This window comes from Nitrosomonas sp. (assembly GCF_040256045.1).
GTDB lineage: Bacteria > Pseudomonadota > Gammaproteobacteria > Burkholderiales > Nitrosomonadaceae > Nitrosomonas.
In genome coordinates this window covers 1-21,470 of the sequence record NZ_JBDZWD010000006.1, presented here as the reverse complement: position 1 = coordinate 21,470, position 21,470 = coordinate 1, and the positions used below count along the sequence as shown (strand labels likewise).

The 21,470-nt window shown below is 47.2% G+C and carries 19 protein-coding genes and 1 tRNA gene; 14 read left to right on the top strand and 6 right to left on the bottom strand.

Annotation, left to right across the window (positions count from 1 at the left end):
- Positions 1-107: 107 nt before the first annotated feature.
- The 3 genes from ABUL11_RS02235 (at position 108) to ABUL11_RS02225 (ending at position 3,797) form a co-directional block, all read left to right on the top strand.
- Positions 108-974, top strand: coding sequence for an N-acyl amino acid synthase FeeM domain-containing protein (locus ABUL11_RS02235; RefSeq protein WP_350282235.1), 867 nt, complete (start codon positions 108-110; stop codon positions 972-974).
- Positions 975-1,952: 978 nt separating this feature from the next.
- Positions 1,953-2,726, top strand: a complete 774-nt coding sequence (locus ABUL11_RS02230) for a hypothetical protein (RefSeq protein WP_350282234.1) — start codon at positions 1,953-1,955, stop codon at positions 2,724-2,726.
- Between the two features lie 234 nt (positions 2,727-2,960).
- Positions 2,961-3,797: a PEP-CTERM sorting domain-containing protein gene (locus tag ABUL11_RS02225; RefSeq protein ID WP_350282233.1), complete on the top strand. Its 837-nt coding sequence runs from the start codon at positions 2,961-2,963 to the stop codon at positions 3,795-3,797.
- A gap of 77 nt (positions 3,798-3,874) precedes the next feature.
- Here the strand turns inward: ABUL11_RS02225 and ABUL11_RS02220 are convergent, their stop codons facing one another.
- Positions 3,875-5,560 carry an FAD-binding oxidoreductase gene (locus tag ABUL11_RS02220; protein WP_350282232.1) on the bottom strand — a complete coding sequence of 562 codons (1,686 nt, stop codon included), beginning with the start codon at positions 5,558-5,560 and terminating at the stop codon, positions 3,875-3,877.
- A gap of 208 nt (positions 5,561-5,768) precedes the next feature.
- On the opposite strand from ABUL11_RS02220, the gene ABUL11_RS02215 reads away from it, so the two are divergent.
- The 3 genes from ABUL11_RS02215 (at position 5,769) to ABUL11_RS02205 (ending at position 9,158) form a co-directional block, all read left to right on the top strand.
- On the top strand, positions 5,769-7,013 hold the full coding sequence (locus ABUL11_RS02215; RefSeq protein WP_350282231.1) for an ABC transporter permease: 1,245 nt from the start codon (positions 5,769-5,771) through the stop codon (positions 7,011-7,013).
- Positions 7,014-7,292: 279 nt separating this feature from the next.
- Positions 7,293-7,877: a hypothetical protein gene (locus tag ABUL11_RS02210; RefSeq protein ID WP_350282230.1), complete on the top strand. Its 585-nt coding sequence runs from the start codon at positions 7,293-7,295 to the stop codon at positions 7,875-7,877.
- Between the two features lie 69 nt (positions 7,878-7,946).
- Entirely contained in the window at positions 7,947-9,158 is a 1,212-nt protein-coding gene (locus ABUL11_RS02205) for an ABC transporter permease (RefSeq protein ID WP_350282229.1), read from the top strand.
- A gap of 156 nt (positions 9,159-9,314) precedes the next feature.
- Here the strand turns inward: ABUL11_RS02205 and ABUL11_RS02200 are convergent, their stop codons facing one another.
- Entirely contained in the window at positions 9,315-10,742 is a 1,428-nt protein-coding gene (locus ABUL11_RS02200; RefSeq protein WP_350282228.1) for a DUF1302 family protein, read from the bottom strand.
- Positions 10,743-10,910: 168 nt separating this feature from the next.
- A complete protein-coding gene (locus ABUL11_RS02195) occupies positions 10,911-11,606 on the bottom strand; it encodes an ABC transporter ATP-binding protein (protein ID WP_350282227.1) in 696 nt (231 codons plus the stop codon).
- A 67-nt stretch (positions 11,607-11,673) separates the two neighbouring features.
- Here ABUL11_RS02195 and ABUL11_RS02190 point away from each other — a divergent pair, with 67 nt between their 5' ends.
- Entirely contained in the window at positions 11,674-12,450 is a 777-nt protein-coding gene (locus ABUL11_RS02190) for an outer membrane lipoprotein-sorting protein (protein ID WP_350282226.1), read from the top strand.
- Between the two features lie 111 nt (positions 12,451-12,561).
- A complete protein-coding gene (locus ABUL11_RS02185) occupies positions 12,562-13,341 on the top strand; it encodes a PEP-CTERM/exosortase system-associated acyltransferase (protein ID WP_350282225.1) in 780 nt (259 codons plus the stop codon).
- A gap of 89 nt (positions 13,342-13,430) precedes the next feature.
- Here ABUL11_RS02185 and ABUL11_RS02180 read toward each other — a convergent pair whose 3' ends face one another.
- Positions 13,431-13,589, bottom strand: coding sequence for a hypothetical protein (locus ABUL11_RS02180; RefSeq protein ID WP_350282224.1), 159 nt, complete (start codon positions 13,587-13,589; stop codon positions 13,431-13,433).
- A 76-nt stretch (positions 13,590-13,665) separates the two neighbouring features.
- Between ABUL11_RS02180 and ABUL11_RS02175 the strand changes: the two genes are divergently transcribed.
- Positions 13,666-14,931, top strand: coding sequence for a porin (locus ABUL11_RS02175; protein WP_350282223.1), 1,266 nt, complete (start codon positions 13,666-13,668; stop codon positions 14,929-14,931).
- Positions 14,932-15,062: 131 nt separating this feature from the next.
- On the opposite strand, the gene ABUL11_RS02170 is transcribed toward ABUL11_RS02175, so the two are convergent.
- Positions 15,063-15,548, bottom strand: coding sequence for a YajQ family cyclic di-GMP-binding protein (locus tag ABUL11_RS02170; protein ID WP_350282222.1), 486 nt, complete (start codon positions 15,546-15,548; stop codon positions 15,063-15,065).
- A gap of 231 nt (positions 15,549-15,779) precedes the next feature.
- Here ABUL11_RS02170 and wecB point away from each other — a divergent pair, with 231 nt between their 5' ends.
- The 5 genes from wecB to nudB all read left to right on the top strand — a co-directional run bounded on the left by wecB (position 15,780) and on the right by nudB (position 21,181).
- Positions 15,780-16,889 (top strand): non-hydrolyzing UDP-N-acetylglucosamine 2-epimerase, encoded by a 1,110-nt coding sequence (wecB, locus tag ABUL11_RS02165; protein ID WP_350282221.1) that lies wholly within the window; start codon positions 15,780-15,782, stop codon positions 16,887-16,889.
- Between the two features lie 48 nt (positions 16,890-16,937).
- Positions 16,938-18,389, top strand: a complete 1,452-nt coding sequence (locus ABUL11_RS02160; RefSeq protein WP_350282220.1) for a mannose-1-phosphate guanylyltransferase/mannose-6-phosphate isomerase — start codon at positions 16,938-16,940, stop codon at positions 18,387-18,389.
- Positions 18,390-18,520: 131 nt separating this feature from the next.
- Positions 18,521-18,871 (top strand): FmdB family zinc ribbon protein, encoded by a 351-nt coding sequence (locus tag ABUL11_RS02155; RefSeq protein ID WP_350282219.1) that lies wholly within the window; start codon positions 18,521-18,523, stop codon positions 18,869-18,871.
- A gap of 79 nt (positions 18,872-18,950) precedes the next feature.
- Positions 18,951-20,732: an aspartate--tRNA ligase gene (gene aspS / locus ABUL11_RS02150; protein ID WP_350282218.1), complete on the top strand. Its 1,782-nt coding sequence runs from the start codon at positions 18,951-18,953 to the stop codon at positions 20,730-20,732.
- A gap of 11 nt (positions 20,733-20,743) precedes the next feature.
- A complete protein-coding gene (gene nudB / locus ABUL11_RS02145) occupies positions 20,744-21,181 on the top strand; it encodes a dihydroneopterin triphosphate diphosphatase (RefSeq protein ID WP_350282283.1) in 438 nt (145 codons plus the stop codon).
- 101 nt (positions 21,182-21,282) lie between these two features.
- On the opposite strand, the gene ABUL11_RS02140 is transcribed toward nudB, so the two are convergent.
- Positions 21,283-21,359: transfer RNA gene (locus ABUL11_RS02140), tRNA-Val, on the bottom strand.
- Positions 21,360-21,470 lie beyond the last annotated feature (111 nt).

Below are 21,470 nucleotides of genomic sequence, written 5' to 3'. Positions count from 1 at the left end.
TTATTAGAGAGTATTTTGGCATTCAATGTTATCTGTTTTTATCGATCCAGCTATTTTCGGGCAATACCTATTCAGTCCAGAAAAATAACTTATGAGGAATACCACTCATGCAAATTGCGAATCATCTTCAATCAGGGACCGCAGCAAAAAACATCCAGCCAGCACATCTTCCATTCAGCCCATATCAATCTGACTCCATCTCATCTGATGACGTCGACCCGCAATTTCACCGCCCTCGAAAATATCGGATCTCCAAACATCCGGGCAGCACTCCGAATCACATAACTGAAACAGACTGCCTTTTACAACGCAACGACTACAGCATTCACCTAGTCAGCTCGCTCAAACAACGCATCAAGGCCAGCACGCTCATCAAGCGAATGTATGCCTCGCGCGGTTATCAGACTGAAAGTACCTCTGTTTTCTCAACCTCTCCCAATCAATACACCTTCGAGGCACGCCGATCACAACAGCTCATCGGTACGCTGACGTTAACCATTGATTCTGATAACGGATTGCTGGCTAATACCCTCTATCAAACAGAATTGGATCAGTTTCGCCGACAAGGTCGCAGGCTTTGCGAAGTTTCAAAACTTGCATTCAACCCGGAAACCAGCTCGAAAGAAATCTTCGCTTCCCTGTTCCACATAGCCCACATTTTTGCCCATCATATACATGGTGCCGACGATGCCGTCATCGAAATTAATCCGCGTCATGCCACTTTCTACAAACGAATGCTTGGATTCCGCCAGATAGGTGAATTACGCACCTGCCCGCGCGTTAATGCACCGGCAGTGCTACTTCACTTAAATAGAGAATATGTGGAAAAGCAAATTGTTCACCTAACAGGACAGACTAAACATTGCATAAAAAATATCTACCCTTACTTCCTGACCAAATGCCAAGAAAACGAAATTGTTCAATACGTTCAGGTCTTGCGTTCAGCTCCAGTACTCATACCCCGATCATCTTAATTCTTGAGTACTAGAGATAGTGTAGTCATGCGATATTAAGCTAAACGACGGTACATCTGGCTTGAATGGCAGTAAGATTGCGTTTTATTTCTTGTTAGCAATCAGACAACCGGCACTGGAGTCTATAATCGACTCTGATGATGTCCACATACAGTCGGCTGCCATCCTCGTGCACATACGCCACTGCTAGACTAATATACTAGCTGCACCAATAGTCAGATACAGTTTAGTCTGAGCTACCTTTTGTACAGCCCCCTTTCCTAATTATCTCCCCGGCTCCTGTAGCAAAAGGACAAATTTTACAATGACTGACCTTGATCATCAGCGATTCGTAATCAGAGTTAATTGATCATAATCTTACGAAGCCTCTTCCATATCTCGTTGTCTTACCATCGAATAAAGCGATGATATGTATTGCCCATCCATCATATTCCAGCAGAAAATCACGTCACAGCGCATCTACTCATTCTAAAAATCTAGAATCGTGCCAATAAACAGGCGATAAAGTGTCTCAATAAACCGATACTCTCCACAGCTATTTTTCAACAGCCTGTTAATTCGCACCCATCCTGCACCTCTTAAAACAATTCCCACATATTTACAACGAGTAGCTGCAAGGCAGGTACACAAATCTACCTCACTCCATAGATTTGCTTTCCATCGCAAAAAGATTCGATCACTAGTCGCTCTGATTGCCATCAGCAAGCGGGTGGTAGCGTTGCAAACGACCTAAACAAATATCGTTTCAGTCTCAATTTATAAACCATGAGCAATACTCGGTTTACTTCCACATTATCAGCGATTTAGCTTTTTGATATCCAGGAACTGTTCCACAGCAGATCACAAGATCATACAGCCTGCCCACCAGAAAATCATTGCGGCCACTCTGGCACAGTCAATTTTTTTTAGCTTCTGCCGATACCCATAAAACAAAGGGGTATTTCTCCCTTAATTTCAATCTATATATCGAGTGAAGATATGAAAAAGCGCCTACAGCTATTTGAATTTACTGATTTACCATGGTGGCCAAAAATTTTTAGAAACCTTACGACAGACTTTCTAGAAACTCTTCTGGCATTGACAAAGCCATTTTCCCCTAAAGCAATATCACTAGCAGAAGTAATGGAAAAGACTCAACAAACTCGGTTTCTTGATTTGTGTTCTGGTAGTGGTGGACCTTGGTTAAGCCTGAATCAAGATCTTCTCCACGTCTCCGGGAAGGATGTCTCAGTTCTGCTTACTGACAAATATCCGCATTCTGGAGTATTCGACAAATTAAAAACTACTCCACACTTATACTATTTTCCCTATACCGTTAATGCACTTGCAGTACCAGCCGAACTGAAAGGTATCCGGACCCTATTTAACGGTTTTCATCATTTTCCACCAGAGATCGCTATTGAAATACTTAGGGATGCGGTAAGAAACAACCAGCCAGTTGTCATTTTTGAGATACTCCATCGCTCATGGCCTGATTTCTTTTATTTTCTTCTGACACCGCTCAACGTCCTCTTATTAACACCATGGGTACGACCCAGGACATTACCCAGATTCTTACTCACATACCTGATACCCATCGCACCGCTGATTATCTTATGGGATAGCATAGTATCAATACTGCGATGCTACACTCCCGAAGAATTGCTCACCATGGCACACCGGACAAATGCATCGCACTATATTTGGGAAACGGGATACTATCGCCATAAAGGGCTGCCCGTAACATATCTGATTGGTTACCCTCGCAAATGAACTACAACCGACATCAAAAAAATCAGTATGTCGAAAAATTTTACAATTATTACCTCCCTCAAAAAGAAATGGCGATCATCCCTCTGCCCTAATATTATTATCCATATATAATCAGCAATATACTGGCAAAAGAAGAATATGGCACGAATATTGCTCTATTTGTATTGAGACAAACGCATTAGGTCTTATCGAAAAATTTTTCTTGTTGTTATCTTTTTTGTCAGGAGAAAGAATATGAAACAAATCAAACTGGCATCACTGCTCGGAGCCATCAGTCTCTTTGCTGCTGCACCGGCATCTGCTAGTGTAATAGGTGGAGTCGACTTTGGAGCATTGGGGGAATCTCCAAGCAATATTCATCTGGAGACAGCTACACTTGCACAGCAAATCGTCACAGGTAATGGCCAAAATTCGACAGCTTATGGTTTTATTACCAGTGTTAATGGCAACACCAACTATTGTGCAAGCGGCAATTGTTCACTTTATTACGTCGCAGAATTCAATAATTCACAAAATTATTCCACTAGCTATGTTGAATTCGCCAACAGTACCGTAACCCTTTATTACGCTGATAGCTCCAATATTAACTTACTGGGTCAGAGCTCCGCTGCTAATTTAGCCTATATCACGGGTCTTAGCACATGGGTAACTTTGACTGGACATAATAATTTGGGTGGTGTCGCAGACCCCAGTGCAGTCGTCAATGCTACCGGTCTATTTGCCGGAGACACTTTGACCTTTACAGGTAATGGATTGCTTGATGTTAACTCAGCTGCAGCTGGAGAAGCTGATGTTAAAGCTTTCCTGGATGCTAATCGAATTACTGATGCTGTTGGTGGTAAAGCCGATATTGCATTCACTTCATCTGCTAACGATGACATTCTAAATCCATTTGATAACACCAGCAGTTGTGGTACTGGCACCCCTACAGCAGGCCAATGGTGCTTCCAAGGGACCTCCAATATTCGTGGTAATACTGTCACCGCTACTGTTCCAGAGCCCGCTACCTTAGCTCTGCTGGCTGCAGGTTTAGGTATGTTAGGTTTTGCCAGGAAAGTTAAACAAGCTTAAAGTTTTATCAAAATTCTCTCAGACAAAAAGCCGGATCTCTCCGGCTTTTTGTCATTACAACTTACAACACAATCCGATTAATCAATTCCATACCGCCCTGGTGCAAGAATACCTTCTGGGTCAAGCACTGCTTTAATTTTCTGGTTAAAAGTTTTCAGTTCAGGGCAATACTGATACAACTTCTTCCACCCATTAATTCCCGCACGAAAATGCTGATAACCCTTCTGATGAGATAAATCTAGAATAGCGCTATATAACTGTTCAGCACGTCCGCACTCTATTTCATCCAGGCGATCGTACAATATGACCATGAGGGGACAGACACTGCGTGCATTGAAAATCATGGTTGTCATATAAAAATCAAAGTTAAACTTTTCAAACAGTAGCTCGCACTCACGTGTAAATGCAACAATTTCCTCCCCCCGAAAAGGCAGGACCGGTACAGACCACAGAATCCCCAGATCATCCCGCCCGACGTGGATATCTTGTTGCGGCCGCTTTTTACGATAGCGAAAATAGCCACGGCGCACCACTGTTTCTACCGGCTTCCCTTCATGCAGGTCAATTAACCCTGGGAACAGCCGAATTAGTGCCAACGAAGAACCTAGCAGCTTTCGTATCACAAAATCGATCAATTTCAGGATTAGCTCGGATTGTATCTTTTCTACTAATGCAATCTTTCTACGAATGAATTGTGCTCTTTTTCTTGTAAAAATATTGATTCGTGCACAAGAACGAGAAGCTTCAAGCTGTTTTTTCGCTACCTGACTGGCTGCTCTGACTACAGAACTATGCCCATAGATACCAAATGAGCCCGTCCAGTTCGGTACGGAATATTTTTTCTTAAGTGCTTCGAGCTGAACCCGGCTGATCGCTTTTCCAGCTTCCACTCCCTCATCAATGGCCTGAGTCAGTAAGGTTAGAATAGCTACGCTATTAGAAAATCTGCCGGTTTCGTGAATGGTACCTGAGAGCATTAGTTCCCTCACCGTATCCATACACTTTGCCAACGCAGTATCGTCCCTGATATTCACACTAAATAAGGTGTAATCTTCCGGTTTACGCATCAGCCAGATACCGGCTTTGGTAACAATTCCATAATTTGACTGGCTGAACAGTCCTTCTATATGCGGGCCAACTCCCCATTTATACAGATGAGCAGCACCGCATCCTCCTTCGTTATTGGCAACCCCGGTATGGATCACGCTACCATCCGCAAGGACGACTTCATACCCGCAAAGGTGTGCAAAATGATCACCATATTTGGTGACACCCACACCACGATCCAGTGCATTGCCTATCACACTCCCGGTTGGCGGTCCACCAGGAGAATCTGTCCACAAAGTGTAGTTGTTTTCATTTAGAAAATAGCTTAGGGCTTCATAGGTAACACCCGGTTCGATAATGGCGTAGGCTAACTCCTGGTCAACATGGATGATTCTATTCATACGATTCAGGAGCACTACGACAGAATCCTTACTTGCACTGGTATTCAAATACCCCCAATTCTTACCAGTGCTGTAAACCCACAGTTTTACTTTATGTTTTGTTGCAAGCCTGACCAGTTTCTGAACTTGTTCGACAGACTCGGGGTAAACAAATGCCCGCGGGTTGTGTGAATTAACCGCCGGATCTTTGGCCAGTAAATCATATTCACTGCCGGACCGAACAATAAGGCCTTCCCCAAATGAACTCGAAACCGACTGAAGAAATAAATCCAACTCCGCCGCATTTTCTTGAATAGCGTTTTCCAGTTTATTCATATTAATTAGGCTCATTCCTCATCAGTTATAGTTAAAGGCTCCAACATTTTCTTGCAGGATACCTATTGAAACTTCTATGCTTTTAACACAGATATTAAATATTCATAATTATTAGCGGCAGTCTTATCTAGTAGTTTTAATTACAATACTTGCCATTAATAGCCTTAAATTATTGAGTAAGCAAGGACTATGTCAGTAAAATCAGATCATGTTTAAAATTCGGCCAGACTTTTTATTAGCCCTTCGCAATCTCACCCGCCACAAGCGCCGTAGCGCAGTATCTATCAGTACGGTTACCTTTGGTATTATCGCTCTGTTACTCGCAAGTGGTTTCATTGAATGGATTTTCCAGGATTTCCGTGAAACCACTATCCACTCTCAATTGGGCCATTTACAGATCATTAAACCGGGTTATTTTGAAGCCGGTAAGGCTGATCCCTACCGTTTTCTATTCTCAGATGATCTTGAACGGGATTTATTGGAAAATCCTACGCTTCAAAACAGCAGTCATCTGATCAAAACGATCGTGCCGCGCTTAAGCTTCAGCGGGTTAGCCAGCTATGGCGATGCCACGCTCTCATTCATTGGTGAAGGAGTGGATCCGCAGGAGCAAGTTTATTTCGGTAATGCGCTCAAGATCTCGACCGGAAGCAATTTATCTGCTGACCACCCTGATCATCTCATCATGGGTGAAGGATTAGCACGTAATCTAGGGGTAAAAGCAGGCGACCGAATAGTATTACTGGTAAACACGGCAACAGGTGGAATCAATGCGGTAGAAATGACTATCAGCGGCCTGTTCTCCACCGTTACCAAATCGTATGATGATAGTGCATTGCGCTTACCAATCAGTACGGCACGGCAGTTATTGCGTACCCAAGGGGCTCACAGTTGGGTAGTACTGCTGAATGATACCGGGCAGACTGATACAGTACTGGCAGCACTGCGCCATCAATTGCTACCAGATCAGCTTGAAGTCGTACCCTGGTATGAGCTGGCAGATTTTTATAATAAAACGACTGTACTATTTACGAAACAGATACAGGCTATCAAACTGATTATTGTACTCATCATTTTGCTGGGGATTTCCAATACCATGACCATGAATGTAATGGAACGCACCGGCGAGATTGGTACAGCCATGGCACTAGGTGTAAAGAAATCCGACATTTTGCGCCAGTTTCTATGCGAAGGTGCTCTGATCGGCGGCATCGGCGGCGCACTGGGTGTACTGATCGGAGGGTTGCTCGCTGCAATTATTTCCAGTATCGGCATTCCCATGCCCCCTCCGCCGGGTATGGCCCGTGGTTATATCGGGGAGATACTACTCACCTCGAACATGATGCTGGAAACATTAGCACTCGCCATCCTCACCACACTCATCGCCAGTGTCTACCCCGCCTGGAAAGCTTCACGCATGCAGATTGTAGATGCGTTAAGGCATAATCGCTGATTCACATCTTTGCCTTCGTGTGCATCTCTACACCCAGATAGATGGGCAAAAACAATCGCTGGATGTTGGATCGCCACGTCACATTGCCCAGTACTGGTGCTCATGGAGAGTAACTGTTTAATATCTGATTCTTAATGAAAATATATGGGAAAATATGCTGCTGCCTGGGATGATCCTAGCAGGCGTTTATCTCATTCCTTGATCTGTCCGTATATGAACATACTGAACGAGTCGAATTAAAAATAGTTTAAAACATACATTCAGGGAATTTTATCCGAGATGCTCAAAATCCTGTTATTACTCACAAGCGTATTGGTCGCTATGCCTGTTGCCGCCGTAGACGTCGCATCACGCATCAGTGATCGGGAAATTATCGAGTCACTGGCAGAACTCAAAGCCGGGCAGAAAGCTTTGGAAGAGAAAATGGATCTGCGTTTCAATGCTATACAGGAGCAGATAGATCAACGTTTTGCCGCAGTAGATCAGCGTTTTACTGCTATACAGGAGCAGATGGATCAGCGGTTTATTGCAGTAGATCAGCGGTTTATTGCAGTAGATCAGCGGTTTATTGCAGTAGACCAGCGGTTTGAAGCTATCGACCGGCGGTTGGATTTTATACAACAACTGATGCTGGTAACGATCGCGGGCATATTCGGTTTGATCGGCTTCATTATATGGGATCGCTATTCGACACTGCGGCCCATGGATATGCGATTACGGCGGTTGGAGGAAGATCTCGAACGTGATCTGGAGCTTCAGTCATCTGAAGGATCAAAGCTTACGCGATTGATCCATGCCCTGCGCGAACTTGCCAAGGAGGATAAGAAGGTCGAAGCCATTCTGCGCAGTTTCTCGTTATTGTAAATAAATTTATCGTTTCGTTCTTCATCGGGTATAAAACACAACTGCTTTTCACGTATCCCCTGGAGAATCATGTTCAAACTCGCATTACGCAACATCCTCCGCCAAAGAACTCATACGCTGATGACACTGGCAGCAGTTATTGCCGGGGTAACCGGTATCATTCTAGCGGGTGGATGGGTACAGGATATCTATGTTCAACTGGGTGAAGCGCTCATCCACTCGCAAAGCGGACATCTGCAAACCTATCGCCAGGGGTACTATGAAGCTGGTTCACGTTCCCCTGAAAAATATCTGATAGATACGCCCGATACTATCAGGCAGCAAATTGCTGGTGAAACTGGGGTTGCGCAGGTCATGGCTCGACTCAATTTCTCCGGATTGCTCAACAATGGCAAAAGTGATCTGCCGATCATTGGTGAGGGTGTGGAACCTTCACACGAAGTGAAACTGGGCAGTTCTATACAGATTACCGAGGGGCGACAGTTGAATGACGAAGATACATTCGGCATTCTGCTGGGTAAGGGTGTTGCTCAGGCACTGCAATTAAAACGGGGTGACCCAGTAACGTTATTGATCAACACGCTCGATGGCGCGCTCAACAGTCTGGACTTTCAAGTAACGGGTATTTTCCAAAGTTTTTCCAACGATTTCGATGCACGTGCCATCAGAATTCCACTGGCTGCTGCGCAGGAATTGCTCGGCACTCAAGGAGTCAACGCACTCGTCATTTCACTGAAACATACAGAAGAAACCGATCAGATTGCAGCACAGTTAAAGCAATCATTAAAATCATCAGGCCTGGAAATCAGAACCTGGGTAGAACTGAATGATTTTTACGAAAAAACAGTGGAAATGTACAAAGGGCAATTTGGTGTGCTGCAGATCATTATCCTGATCATGGTACTGCTCAGCGTTGCCAACAGCGTCAACATGAGTATTTTCGAGCGTGTGGGCGAATTCGGCACGATGATGGCCCTGGGTAATGACAGCAATCAGATATTCCGGCTGATTATCAGTGAAAATCTTTTACTGGGATTGATCGGAGGAGGATTGGGAGTCGGAATAGGGGTACTGCTGGCCACAGCTATTTCCGCCATAGGTATCCCCATGCCACCCCCACCTAATGCTGATCTTGGCTATATCGCCCGAATCCAGATCGTACCGTCTGTTTTACTGCTCGCATTGGGCATCGGTTTCACTGCTACTGTACTGGCGGCGATACTGCCGGCCAGGCATGTTTCACGCATACCGGTCGTCGATGCCTTACGACAGAACATATAAGGGTAAAATTTTCCGACAAGATCCCCACACTATCTTTAAGAAACTGGATCACCACGTTGCTGCCGCTCCTCGTGATGACGGTGGTTGCGGTAAAGATAAAAAAACCGTCTTTGCGAACGCCAGCGGCGTGAAGCAATCCAGAGGATAAATTGCCAGTCAAAAAGAAAAACGCAGCTCGGTATATACTCTATCGCTGCTGTCAAACCGGCCGAATAACCCGGTGGGGGGACCCTTGAAAATATCCGCACCAGCTGCCAGTTTCCAGTTTCTGGCAAAATTCCAGGTAAGGCGCGGACGCAGCATCCATTCATCACGATTGAAACTGTGGATCAGCAATACCTGCCCCTGAAAATCGCGCCACAAGTCTCCCTGCAGAAAAATGCTGCCTCCGTTTTCCAACCGATCCTGAAAAATATCCCGATCATAATTCAGATAAGCGCGCTGAAAGAACTGTAAATTCAGCCGGACATCCAGCGGCAGAGTAAAATCCAAGCCCAGCGCGTAGTCGATTGTGCCCTGCCGGATCAAGCCATCCGCTGCAGTCGAGCGGATCACGTTGAAGCGACGTCCATGAGTGTAAACGAACTCTCCCTTGAGTACCGCCGATCCCAAGTCTTTAGTCACTGTCCCGCCCACCTGATCGATTTCTCCATGGCGTGCCTGAAACAGCAACGGTTCCCAAGGCTGGCTGATCCGGTGGAAAGTAGGTGTAGCATCGAGACTGTGATAATAAAATGCAGAAACATCCCAGCCATTCGCCAGCTGGGATAGCCGGATTCCATAATTCGAGTTGGCAACATTACGCCCGGAGCGATCTTCTTTCAAAAAACTGACCGGTGCCGCAACAGGTAACGCAAACGGGTAAAAATCAGCCCCCGGCCGGCCTATCTCATCCAGGCTGGCAAATGGAATCCAAATCAGATCAGCATGAAAGTCATTCTTAGAATACTCGGTGCGAACAGCCCATTGCGGAATACGCAGGATATCGAAATCGGGCAGCACGAACTCACGCATATCCTTGGCGGAAACAACATCTGCGAAGAACAACCCGACCATTTCTCCCCAGACAATATGTTGACGCCCTACACGAACATCGAAATCAGCAATCGAAAAATCCAGATAATTTTCCCGCAGGAATAGCTCAAACCGCTGATCCCGACGTACCTGACGCGAATAAAAATCAGATAGATCGTAGATTGCATCGTAATCGATGCGGGCACTCAGCTTCCATTTTACGTTCTGACTTAACTGGCCGAGATTCGATAACTCCGATCGCAAACGCAGTTTTGATGCATGTTTGGGGCTGGCAATCGTTTCAGCAAATTCCAGTTGCGAAAATCCGCGCCAGGAAGAAGTTTGCCGGAATACACGTTGTGGTGGATCGGAACTGGAACCATCCTCTTTGAATAAATCATCGAAGGTAAACGCCTGCGCCATCTTAGGAGTATCCGCCCGATTCTCCAAAGGGAATGGCAGCAGATTCTTGCCAGAATTCATGTCAGCAGCACCGCATTCTGACGCAGCTCCCCATAATATCAACAGCAGTGATAATAAAACCGCAGTAATGTTACCTGAAACAGTCATTTGACTATCTTTCTCGTTTACAATCATGTAAAAGAAATCTTATTTGTATTCAATCAGATGTCTTATACAAACCATCACGGAGGCAACAAAAACCTGTCTTTGTGAATACCATCTGGTACGAAGCAATCCAGAAATGACAACTGTACAGATATCGGGCTATTACCCCTGTCAGACAGGGACAACACTTTCCCCGACAAGCTGTCCGTCTTCAATGCGTATCAGGCGCTCTGCCATGGACATTACTTTGGCATCATGTGTTGAAAAAATGAAAGTAGTACCACTGTTGCGATTGATTTCTTTCATTAATTGCAGAATACCTTCGCCTGTCTTGTGATCAAGATTGGCAGTCGGTTCATCCGCCAGGATGATTTTGGGATGAGTAGCAAGTGCACGGGCAATTGCAACACGCTGGCGCTGGCCACCACTTAACTGATTGGGTCGATGATCGGCAAACTCGGCCAACCCGACAATGTCGAGAAACTTTACAATCCGCTCACGGCGTTCGGCAGCACTCAATTCCTTGAATTGCAGTAAGGGATATTCAATATTTTCTTCCGCCGACAAGACTGAAAAAAGATTAAATGTCTGAAAAATAAAGCCGATAGTTCTAGCTCTGAGTGCTGATAACTGATCCGGTGTTTGCCCGCTGGCATCCTGATCATCAATATAAATCTTTCCGGAAGATGGAATATCGATACAACCAATTAGATTGAGCAATGTTGATTTTCCACTACCTGAAGGACCGGCAATGGCTAGAAACTCACCATTTTCGATCTGCAGACTAATGTCTTTGAGTGCATGAACCCGGCTTGTGCCCAGCGTATATTCCTTGAATACATCTTCAATGCGAACAATGCTGCTCATTTGCCTGACCCCGAACGAACGATTTCAGGGTAGTCTAGCTTGGACCGTTTGCTCATGGAGATTGAATATGAACTTATATTCCTTATTACTTTCATTGATAACAGGCTGTTTTCTACTGATCCAGGGAGGAGGAATATCGTTTTCATCCCCGGTGGAAACAGACAAACCCACTATAACCGCCCAAAGTATACTGGAAAAAGCCGATGAAATTCGCTTCCCACGGGACAGTTTTCAGGTCAATGTTGCAATCCGCACTACTTCACCAGATCGATCCGAAGATCTGTACCGCTACCAGGTACTTTCCAAGGGAAATGAGAACAGCATCGTGATGATTACCGAGCCTGCATCCGAACGTGGTCAGGCAATTCTGATGAAAGGGCGTGATTTGTGGATTTTTATGCCCAGTGTTTCGCAGCCGATACGGCTATCACTTTCCCAGCGGCTGACTGGTCAGGTTGCCAACGGTGATATTGCTCGCGCCAACTTTACCGGTGACTATCATCCGCAACTGCTGCGCAATGAATCCATTGATGATGAAGACTACTATGTCCTTGAACTTACTGGCATAGATCGCTCAGTCACTTATCAGAAAGTATTGTTATGGGTAAATCAGTCCAGTTTCAGACCATATAAAGCAGAGTTTTACTCTGTTTCTGGCCGATTGCTCAAAACCAGCCGTTACGAGAATTTTGACAACATTCTGGGCGAGATGCGCCCAACTCGCATCATCATGGAAGATGCTCTGAAGTCAGGTGAAATTTCAGTACTTGATTACTCGGATATGAAACTGCGTGATCTGCCGGACAAAATATTCACCAAAGATTATCTGAAGAGACTTGAATAAACCAACAATTGGTTAAATCAAAGCACAACGAATAAACCATTAGCAGCTTAAACAGGAGGTATCTCCTCTACCTGACTATCTTATTGTCAGATTTTTAATTATTAAACGAACGTGATCGTGTTTACTCAAGAAAATAGTCATTTGGGCACTTCTTTCAGGCAATATTTTAGAATCGTGCCAGCGTTGACCGAAGAGCTAAAGCGTGAGGCTTATCGCGTTCGTCACTCCGTTTATTGCGAAGACTTGCAGTTTGAATTTTCACGATCTGACAGGTTTGAAGTAGATGAATACGACGCCAATTCATTGCATCTCCTGATTCGCAGTGTCAGGAACGGCACATTCATCGGCTGCACCCGTATCGTCCGTCCACCATCGAACAATAATGATAGACGTCTGCCCTTTGAGAAAACTTGTGCTCAGACACTTGATCGCTCCATCATAGATCCATCCAGACTGCCAGCCGATAAAATTGGTGAGGTTTCCCGTCTTGCCGTCATCGCTGCCTTTCGCCGAAGAAAAGGTGAGAAGAAGCATCCCATCAATATTTCTGAAGAAGATCTTGGCACAGGCCCGATAATGCGCTTTCCCTATATCCCGTTGGGCCTTTACATCGGAACAGTCGAGCTGGCACGCATACACGATATCAGGGTACTTTTCATGCTGACTGAGGAACGGCTGGCCAGTCACTTCAGCAGACTAGGCGCCCAACTGGACTCCATTGGCGCACCCATTGAACACCGCGGGCTGCGTTTTCCATCCATGGTAGAAATCAGCAGTATTATCAGCAATATGCGCCCGATTTTTCGTCCGCTTTATCAGGCTATCGCGGAAGATATCAAAGCCGAGTTGGAAAAGAGGAACCAGCAGAAGACAGGCACCCCCCAACCGTAGCTGTTGAAAGCAAACCGACCATACCGCCATTTGAACCCTGCCAGATATAAAATCCCTTGCCTTAGCCACGATCTCCAACCACACTTTTTTCAGAACACCCCTTCTTTTTGATCCGGGCAATCCGGTATCTGCCATGTAATAAGAGTGTCATAAGCAATTGAAATAATGCCTCCCGTTTCAACTGATTTATTCCAGTCAACGGATTTCTCAAAAGGGAGGCAAGCAATAATGATAAAGAGATTCAACATAACAATATGCAGCTTTGGATTAATTCTCGTTATATTCCATTTCTCTCCGGCCAATGCCCAAGAATTGGATCTGTACGTGGACACAGTTACCAAACAGGTTTATACGGAACCCGGTGAAAACAGGGTCAAAATGGGTACCTTCCAGCAGGTACAGAAAGATTCTGGGCAAACCGTTGCACAAAGCAATGAACCCCCAGCTGAAAAACCCAAGGAAGAAAAAAAATGGTACGACAAAATCGGCATTCGAGGTTATACACAATTCCGCTACAGCAGCACCGTGAGTGGAGATAAGGATGCCGTATCCTACTGGCCTGACAAATCGGTAGGTGAGGATAGCTCTTTTCTGATCAGACGGGCACGCCTGGTTATTTTCGGAGATATCAACGATCATCTCTCTCTCTATATACAGCCTGACTTTGCCAGTACTCCGTCCGGCTCCAGTACAGGCCATTTCGCCCAGTTAAGGGATGCTTACGCCGATATCTACTTCGATAAGAACAAGGAATTCCGGGTCAGGGTCGGGCAATCAAAAATCCCTTACAGTTTTGAGAACCTGCAATCCAGCCAAAACCGCCTTGCACTTGACCGCAATGACGCACTGAACAGTTGCTGCCGGGATGAGCGTGACATCGGTGCATTCTTCTACTGGGCCCCGGCTCATATACGCGACCGGTTCAAAGAAGTCATGGCGAAAAATCTGAAAGGATCCGGTGATTATGGCATGTTCGCCTTCGGTATCTACAATGGACAGGGTGCCAACCGCCTCGAAGGAAATAACGGTGTGCATATGGTCACCCGCTTCACCTACCCGCATAAATTCAGCAACGGCCAAATTCTTGAAGCAGGTGTACAGGCTTTACATGGGCGCTTCGCGCCATCAACCGGCCCTGCAGGCGGAATTACTCCGATCATGGATGCACCGGAGAAAGGATTCAAAGATGAGCGTGTCGGAGTACATGCTGTACTTTACCCGCAACCCTTCGGGCTGCAGGCAGAATGGAACTGGGGGCGGGGGCCTCAGTTAAACGACGGCCAGACGATGCTCACTGAATCCTCGCTCAACGGTGGTTATGTTCTGGCAACCTACAAAATCGATGGATTGCGCTGGGGAACGTTGTTCCCATTCGTTAAATGGCAGCACTTCAAGGGCGGTCAGAAATTCGAGCGCAATGCCCCGAGAAACCACGTTAATGATTGGGAATTTGGATTGGAATGGCAGGTTATGAAAGAAATTGAACTTACAGCGGTTTATCACATGATGGATCGTACTAATTTAGCAAGTGCTCCTTACGAACGATACAAGGCTGATGTCCTGAGATTCCAGCTACAGTGGAATTACTGATACTCTTGAAATAAGCTACTGATCATTCAGACACCACTCGAGCATAACTGCAGTATCAGGTATTAATTTACTGATTACTGCGGGGTTGCTCGGAATCGCACCTGAAATTATTTTGATAGTGTCCTGTTCAATCAATCTCGAAAGTTGCAAAACTGCAGCGGCAGTTCGGTAATACTGCCCTTCACCAATTGAATGACTTCCTGCAGGACATCACGCTTGGCACCAGTCACCCGCACCACCTCACCCTGAATACTCGCCTGGACTTTAAGTTTACTGTCCTTGACCAGTTTGATGATCTTTTTAGCAAGATCACTTTCCACCCCGGTTTTAACCGTTACCTTCTGCTTCACCTTATTGCCACTGATTTTTTCGGTCTGACCCTTTTCCAGGCAGCGAACATCAATCTCGCGTTTAGTAAATTTAGTCATCAGAATATCCATGACCTGGCCAAGTTTGAATTCATCATCAGCGTAAAGATAAAGTTCATAATCAGTTTGTTCGGCACGGGCATCCGAGCCCTTGAAATCAAACCGAGTGGAAACTTCCTTGTTCAATTGATCAACCGCATTGCGAATTTCCTGTTTATCCACTTCAGAGACAATATCGAATGAAGGCATGATTTCTCCTGATCAGATGTAGAATCGAATGCGGTCATTATAAGCCCTGTAACCTGCTTCGGTAACACTCAGAAATTTGATGAAGCGGACAAATAACAGAAGCCCTGATTGATCGCCTCTGCCCACCTTTAACTCCATTTGCATAAACAGGCGGGAAAAACCCATGTTTTCCTGCCGGCAGCATACTCTGGATGGTTTACAATCCTGCTCATTGTTTCGTTAGGGAAGATTATGCAGAAAAAGGTCTATCTCATTGCCGGTGCCCGACCTAATTTCATGAAAATTGCACCCATCGTCCGTGCTTTGCAGCAACAGGACAGGCTGATCTATAAAATAGTCCACACCGGTCAGCATTATGATCGGAAAATGAATGATGTTTTCTTCGAGGAACTGGGGATTCCGCAGCCCGACATTTTCATGGCGGCTGGAGGGGGCAGTCATTCGCAGCAGACTGCCAAAATCATGGTTGCCTTCGAAGAATACTGTCAAACGGAACCACCAGATGCGGTACTGGTCGTGGGCGATGTCAACTCAACGCTGGCCTGTTCCATCGTGGCCAAGAAACTGCATATCCCGGTTGCCCATGTTGAAGCGGGGCTACGCAGTGGCGATATGTGCATGCCGGAAGAAATCAACCGCCTGGTGACAGACAGTATCACCGACTGGTTTTTCGTAACTGAACCGAGTGGACAACAGCATCTGCTGCAGGAAGGCAAGCTGGCATCAGCCATTCACTACGTCGGTCATGTCATGGTAGACAACCTGCTTTATCAGGTAGAACAGCTTGCACGAGCAGATACTTCCGGCTTTGAAACCAGTCAGCTAAAGATCTCGCTGGATAATCAACCGTATGGTGTGGTCACACTGCATCGGCCAAGCAATGTAGATAATCCTGAAGTCCTGGAGCGTATCAGTCTGACACTGAGACAAATTGCCAAACGTCTACCACTTGTTTTCCCGGCTCACCCACGCACGCAGAACAACCTGAAGAAATTCAATATCGATCTTGGGCCGAATATCATCATGATGGGCCCGCAGGCTTATATGCCATTTCTTCATCTGTGGAAAGATGCCACGCTCGTTCTGACCGACAGCGGTGGTCTGCAGGAAGAAACCACTGCCCTGGGAGTTCCCTGCATCACCATCCGGGAAAATACCGAACGACCGATCACGGTGGAGGAAGGCACGAACACGCTGGCAGGCACCTGCCCTGAACAAATACTGGCCGCGGTTGACGATATTCTGGAAGGACGCGGCAAGCAAGGACGCCGACCGCACTTGTGGGATGGCAACGCCGCACGCCGCATCGTGGAGATACTTACCAGAGAACTGCATCCCTGAAATCCGGCGAAAGACTGCCATTTTCCCTGTGATCAAACCAATGTACACATGAAACACACGCTCATTCCCGTCATTCTCTCCGGTGGCTCAGGTACACGCCTATGGCCACTTTCACGCCAGCAGTACCCCAAACAGTTACTGCCATTGGTCAACCGGTATTCCCTGCTGCAGGAAACCGTACGTCGCCTGGACGGGTTGGAAGATATTGCCGTCCAGCCTTCCATCATCGTCAGCAACGAAGAATATCGGTTTGTGATTGCGGAGCAACTGCGAGTTCTGGGCAAAACCGGCAAGATCATTCTCGAACCTTACGGACGCAACACAGCTCCTGCGCTGACGATAGCTGCACTGGCTGCCATGCAGGAAAGTGATGATCCGGTTCTGCTGGTCATGCCGTCTGACCATGTCATCACAGATATTTCAGCTTTTCAGGCAACCATTCAGAAAGGAATGGCACTTGCTGAAAGTGACATGCTGGTCACTTTCGGCATCACACCAAATACTCCGGAAACTGGCTATGGCTATATTCAGTACGGTACAGCACTGCATGAACCGGGCACTTTCCGGATTGCGCGTTTTGTCGAAAAACCGGATCTGGCCACCGCACAGAATTACCTGGAAGAAGGCTCCTACCTGTGGAATAGCGGCATGTTCATGATGCGTGCATCGATCTGGCTTGCCGCCATTGATACCTGCCGTCGGGATATTCTGGAAGCCTGTCGCGCTGCTTGGCAATCAGGCTCGATCGATGGTGATTTTTACCGTATCGACAAGACTGCGTTTGCCGCTTGTCCAAGTGATTCAATCGATTATGCGGTCATGGAAACGCTTTCCGCACGTCCGGACATGTTACCGCCAGGCGCCATCATTCCGCTCTCTGCCGGATGGTCGGATATTGGCGCATGGGATGCGTTATGGCGCACATTACAGAAGGATGAATCAGGCAACGTGGTACGCGGTGATGTACTGCTGCACGCCTGTCACGACACTCTGGCATTTTCCGAGCATCGGCTGGTTGCCTGCATCGGGGTAGAAAATGTAGTGATCGTGGAAACATCCGATGCAGTTCTGGTGGCACATCAGGATAAAACACAGGAAGTCAAACATATCGTCGATATACTGAAGCAACGGAACCGTCCGGAAATCCGTTCGCACCGCAAAATATACCGTCCATGGGGCTGGTACGATTCAGTCGACAGAGGGGAGCGTTTCCAGGTCAAACGAATCGTCGTCAACCCCGGCGCAGCGCTGTCATTGCAAATGCACCACCACCGCGCCGAGCACTGGATCGTAGTACGGGGAACAGCACAGGTTACCCGGGCAGACAAAACCTTTCTGGTCAGCGAGAACGAATCCACCTTCATCCCGTTGGGAACACCACATCGGCTGGAAAATCCGGGACGTGTGCCACTGGAAATGATTGAAGTCCAGTCCGGTTCCTATCTGGGAGAGGATGATATCGTCCGGTTCGAGGATAAATACGGCAGAAAGGAAAATTAGCCAGAAGACTACTTCTTAAACTGAAGCTAAGGAACCTCTGATTGAGTCCTCCATGAGCTGCATCTGGGAAATTACACTTACAGTCAAGAGTATAATGCCGTTTTTCAAGATTTTATTCCAAGGAGGAAAACATGCCGATCTATGAGTATGCCTGTCATGCATGTGGATTGGAGAAAGAGCATCTGCAGAAAATGAGTGATGCCCCGATCGCAAATTGCCCTGCCTGCGGCAGCAGCGATTATGTCAAAAAGGTATCTGCTGCAGGTTTCCAGCTGAAGGGAACCGGCTGGTATGTAACAGATTTCAAAAATAAAAATACCCGATCCGATTCAAAACCCAAAGAAGAACCCGGCAAGGAAACGGCCAGCACCGATAAAGCAGCTGCAAGCACGACGACTGACAGCACGAAGACTGCGACTACGGCGACAGCGCCAGCATCAGCCGCTGCATCCTCTGCCCCCACTACTTCCTCTACGGATTGATAGAATGCCCTAGCAGCATTTTTAAGGGCGAAATAACCGAACAACTGACTTTTTCATTCAATCAACATCAACGTCACTTATGCGTACTGACTATTGCGGCGCCATCAACACACGCCATCTGGATAGAACGATTACATTATGCGGCTGGGTGCATCGCCGGCGTGATCACGGTGGAGTCATCTTCATCGACCTGCGTGACCGTGAGGGGATCGTTCAGATCGTCTGCGATCCTGATAATGTTACCGCCTTCCAGATTGCAGAGAAAATCCGTAACGAGTTCGTGCTCGCAATCACCGGTGCGGTACGCCATCGCCCGGAAGGAACGGTCAATCACGGAATTCTCAGCGGAGAAATCGAGGTACTGGTCGATACCATCGAAATTCTCAATCCTTCACTCACCCCTCCTTTCCAGATGGATGACGACAATCTGAGCGAGGCGATACGGCTGGAATACCGCTATCTGGATTTGCGCCGCCCGGCGATGCAGCGCAACATCCGCCTCCGGCACCAGGTCACCATGGCAGTACGCACTTTCCTCGATCAGCATGGCTTCATCGATGTAGAAACACCGATGCTGACCAAATCCACCCCGGAAGGTGCGCGCGATTATCTGGTACCTTCACGCGTCAATGCCGGTTATTTCTTTGCGCTGCCGCAATCTCCGCAATTATTCAAACAACTGCTGATGGTATCCGGCTTCGACCGGTACTATCAGATTACCCGCTGTTTCCGGGATGAAGATTTGCGTGCCGACCGCCAGCCGGAATTCACCCAGATCGACATCGAAACCTCTTTCCTCTCGGAGAACGAAATCATGGGCATGATGGAGGACATGATCCGCCGTCTGTTCGCAAGTGTGCTCGATATCAGCCTGCCTGATCCCTTCCCTCAGCTCAGCTATGCTGACGCCATGTTCCTTTACGGATCGGACAAACCGGATTTGCGTGTATCGTTGGTTCTGACGGAACTGACCGACCTGATGCAGGATGTACCTTTCCAGGTATTCCGCGATGCTGCACAGAAAACAGGAGGACGAGTGGCTGCCCTGCGGGTTCCCGGCGGTGGGGAATTATCCCGCAAGGAAATTGATGAATACACCCAGTTTGTTGGTATTTACGGAGCCAAGGGGCTGGCCTATATCAAGATCAATGACCTGACCAGAGGAATGGAGGGTTTGCAGTCTCCCATTCTGAAGTTCCTGCCTGAGCCCGTCATACAATCGATACTCGAACGCACTCAGGCGCAAAATGGCGATCTGGTATTTTTCGGTGCCGACAAAGCCAAAGTCGTCAACGATGCACTGGGCGCATTACGGGTCAAGATCGGGCATGAGCGTGGTCTGGCCACAGACACCTGGCAACCCTTATGGATTGTGGATTTTCCGATGTTCGAGTGGGATGAAGAAGAAAAACGCTGGCAGGCCCTGCATCACCCCTTTACCTCTCCCAGTCAGGGACATGAGGATTTTCTGACGAATGATCCTGGCAAAGCGCTCTCCAGAGCATATGACATGGTTCTGAACGGTATGGAAATCGGTGGTGGTTCGATTCGTATTCACCGGCAGGATATACAAAGCAAAGTGTTTCAGGCATTGAACATATCGGATGATGAAGCAAAACTGAAATTTGGCTTTCTGCTGGATGCCTTGCAATACGGTGCGCCCCCGCACGGAGGCATCGCTTTTGGCCTCGACCGTATCGTTGCCATGATGACTGGAGCAGATTCCATTCGCGATGTAATTGCCTTCCCCAAGACACAACGTGCCCAATGTCTGCTGACACAAGCACCTGGTGCGGTCGAGGAGAAACAGTTGCAAGAGCTGCATATCCGGCTGCGCCGGACCGAAAACACGAACACTTGACCGATTATCCGTTGCAACGCTATAAACTGCCCGTATCCGTTCTAGTGGTGATCCACACGACTGATCTCCAGGTGCTGTTGCTGGAACGTGCCGACCACCCCGGTTACTGGCAGTCTGTTACAGGCAGTCAGGATCCCGGGGAAACACTGCTGCAGACGGCGGTACGTGAGGTTAGAGAAGAAACCTGTCTGAATACTGAGGATTACGTTTTAACTGACTGGCAAATACAAAACTGCTACGAAATCTTTGAGGAATGGAGCTGGCGCTACTCGCCTGGCACCACTCACAACACCGAACATGTGTTTGGTTTGGAACTACCAAAAACGATACCAGTCGTGGTTTCATCCCGTGAGCATCTTGGGTATGTCTGGCTGCCATGGCAGGAAGCAGCAGAAAAGGTATTTTCCTCCAGTAATGCACAGGCTATTCGTATGCTGGAAAGTAAATGAAAATCAGAAAACTCCCCATAAGCGGGAAACAAGACAAAATATGAAAGGGAGATGACTGAAACCAGGATGGTGGTGGCAGATGCCAGAATCTGGCTGTCTTCTGGTAGGCGCGATTGGACTCGAACCAACGACCCCCACCATGTCAAGGTGGTGCTCTAACCAGCTGAGCTACGCGCCTGAAGAAGACGGAATTCTAACCGAAACGACGATCCGCTTCAAATTTATTCATGGAGCCCTAGGGCGTGTTGACGTTTCACATAGGTAGCCAGAGGGTCATGCAGGCCATTGC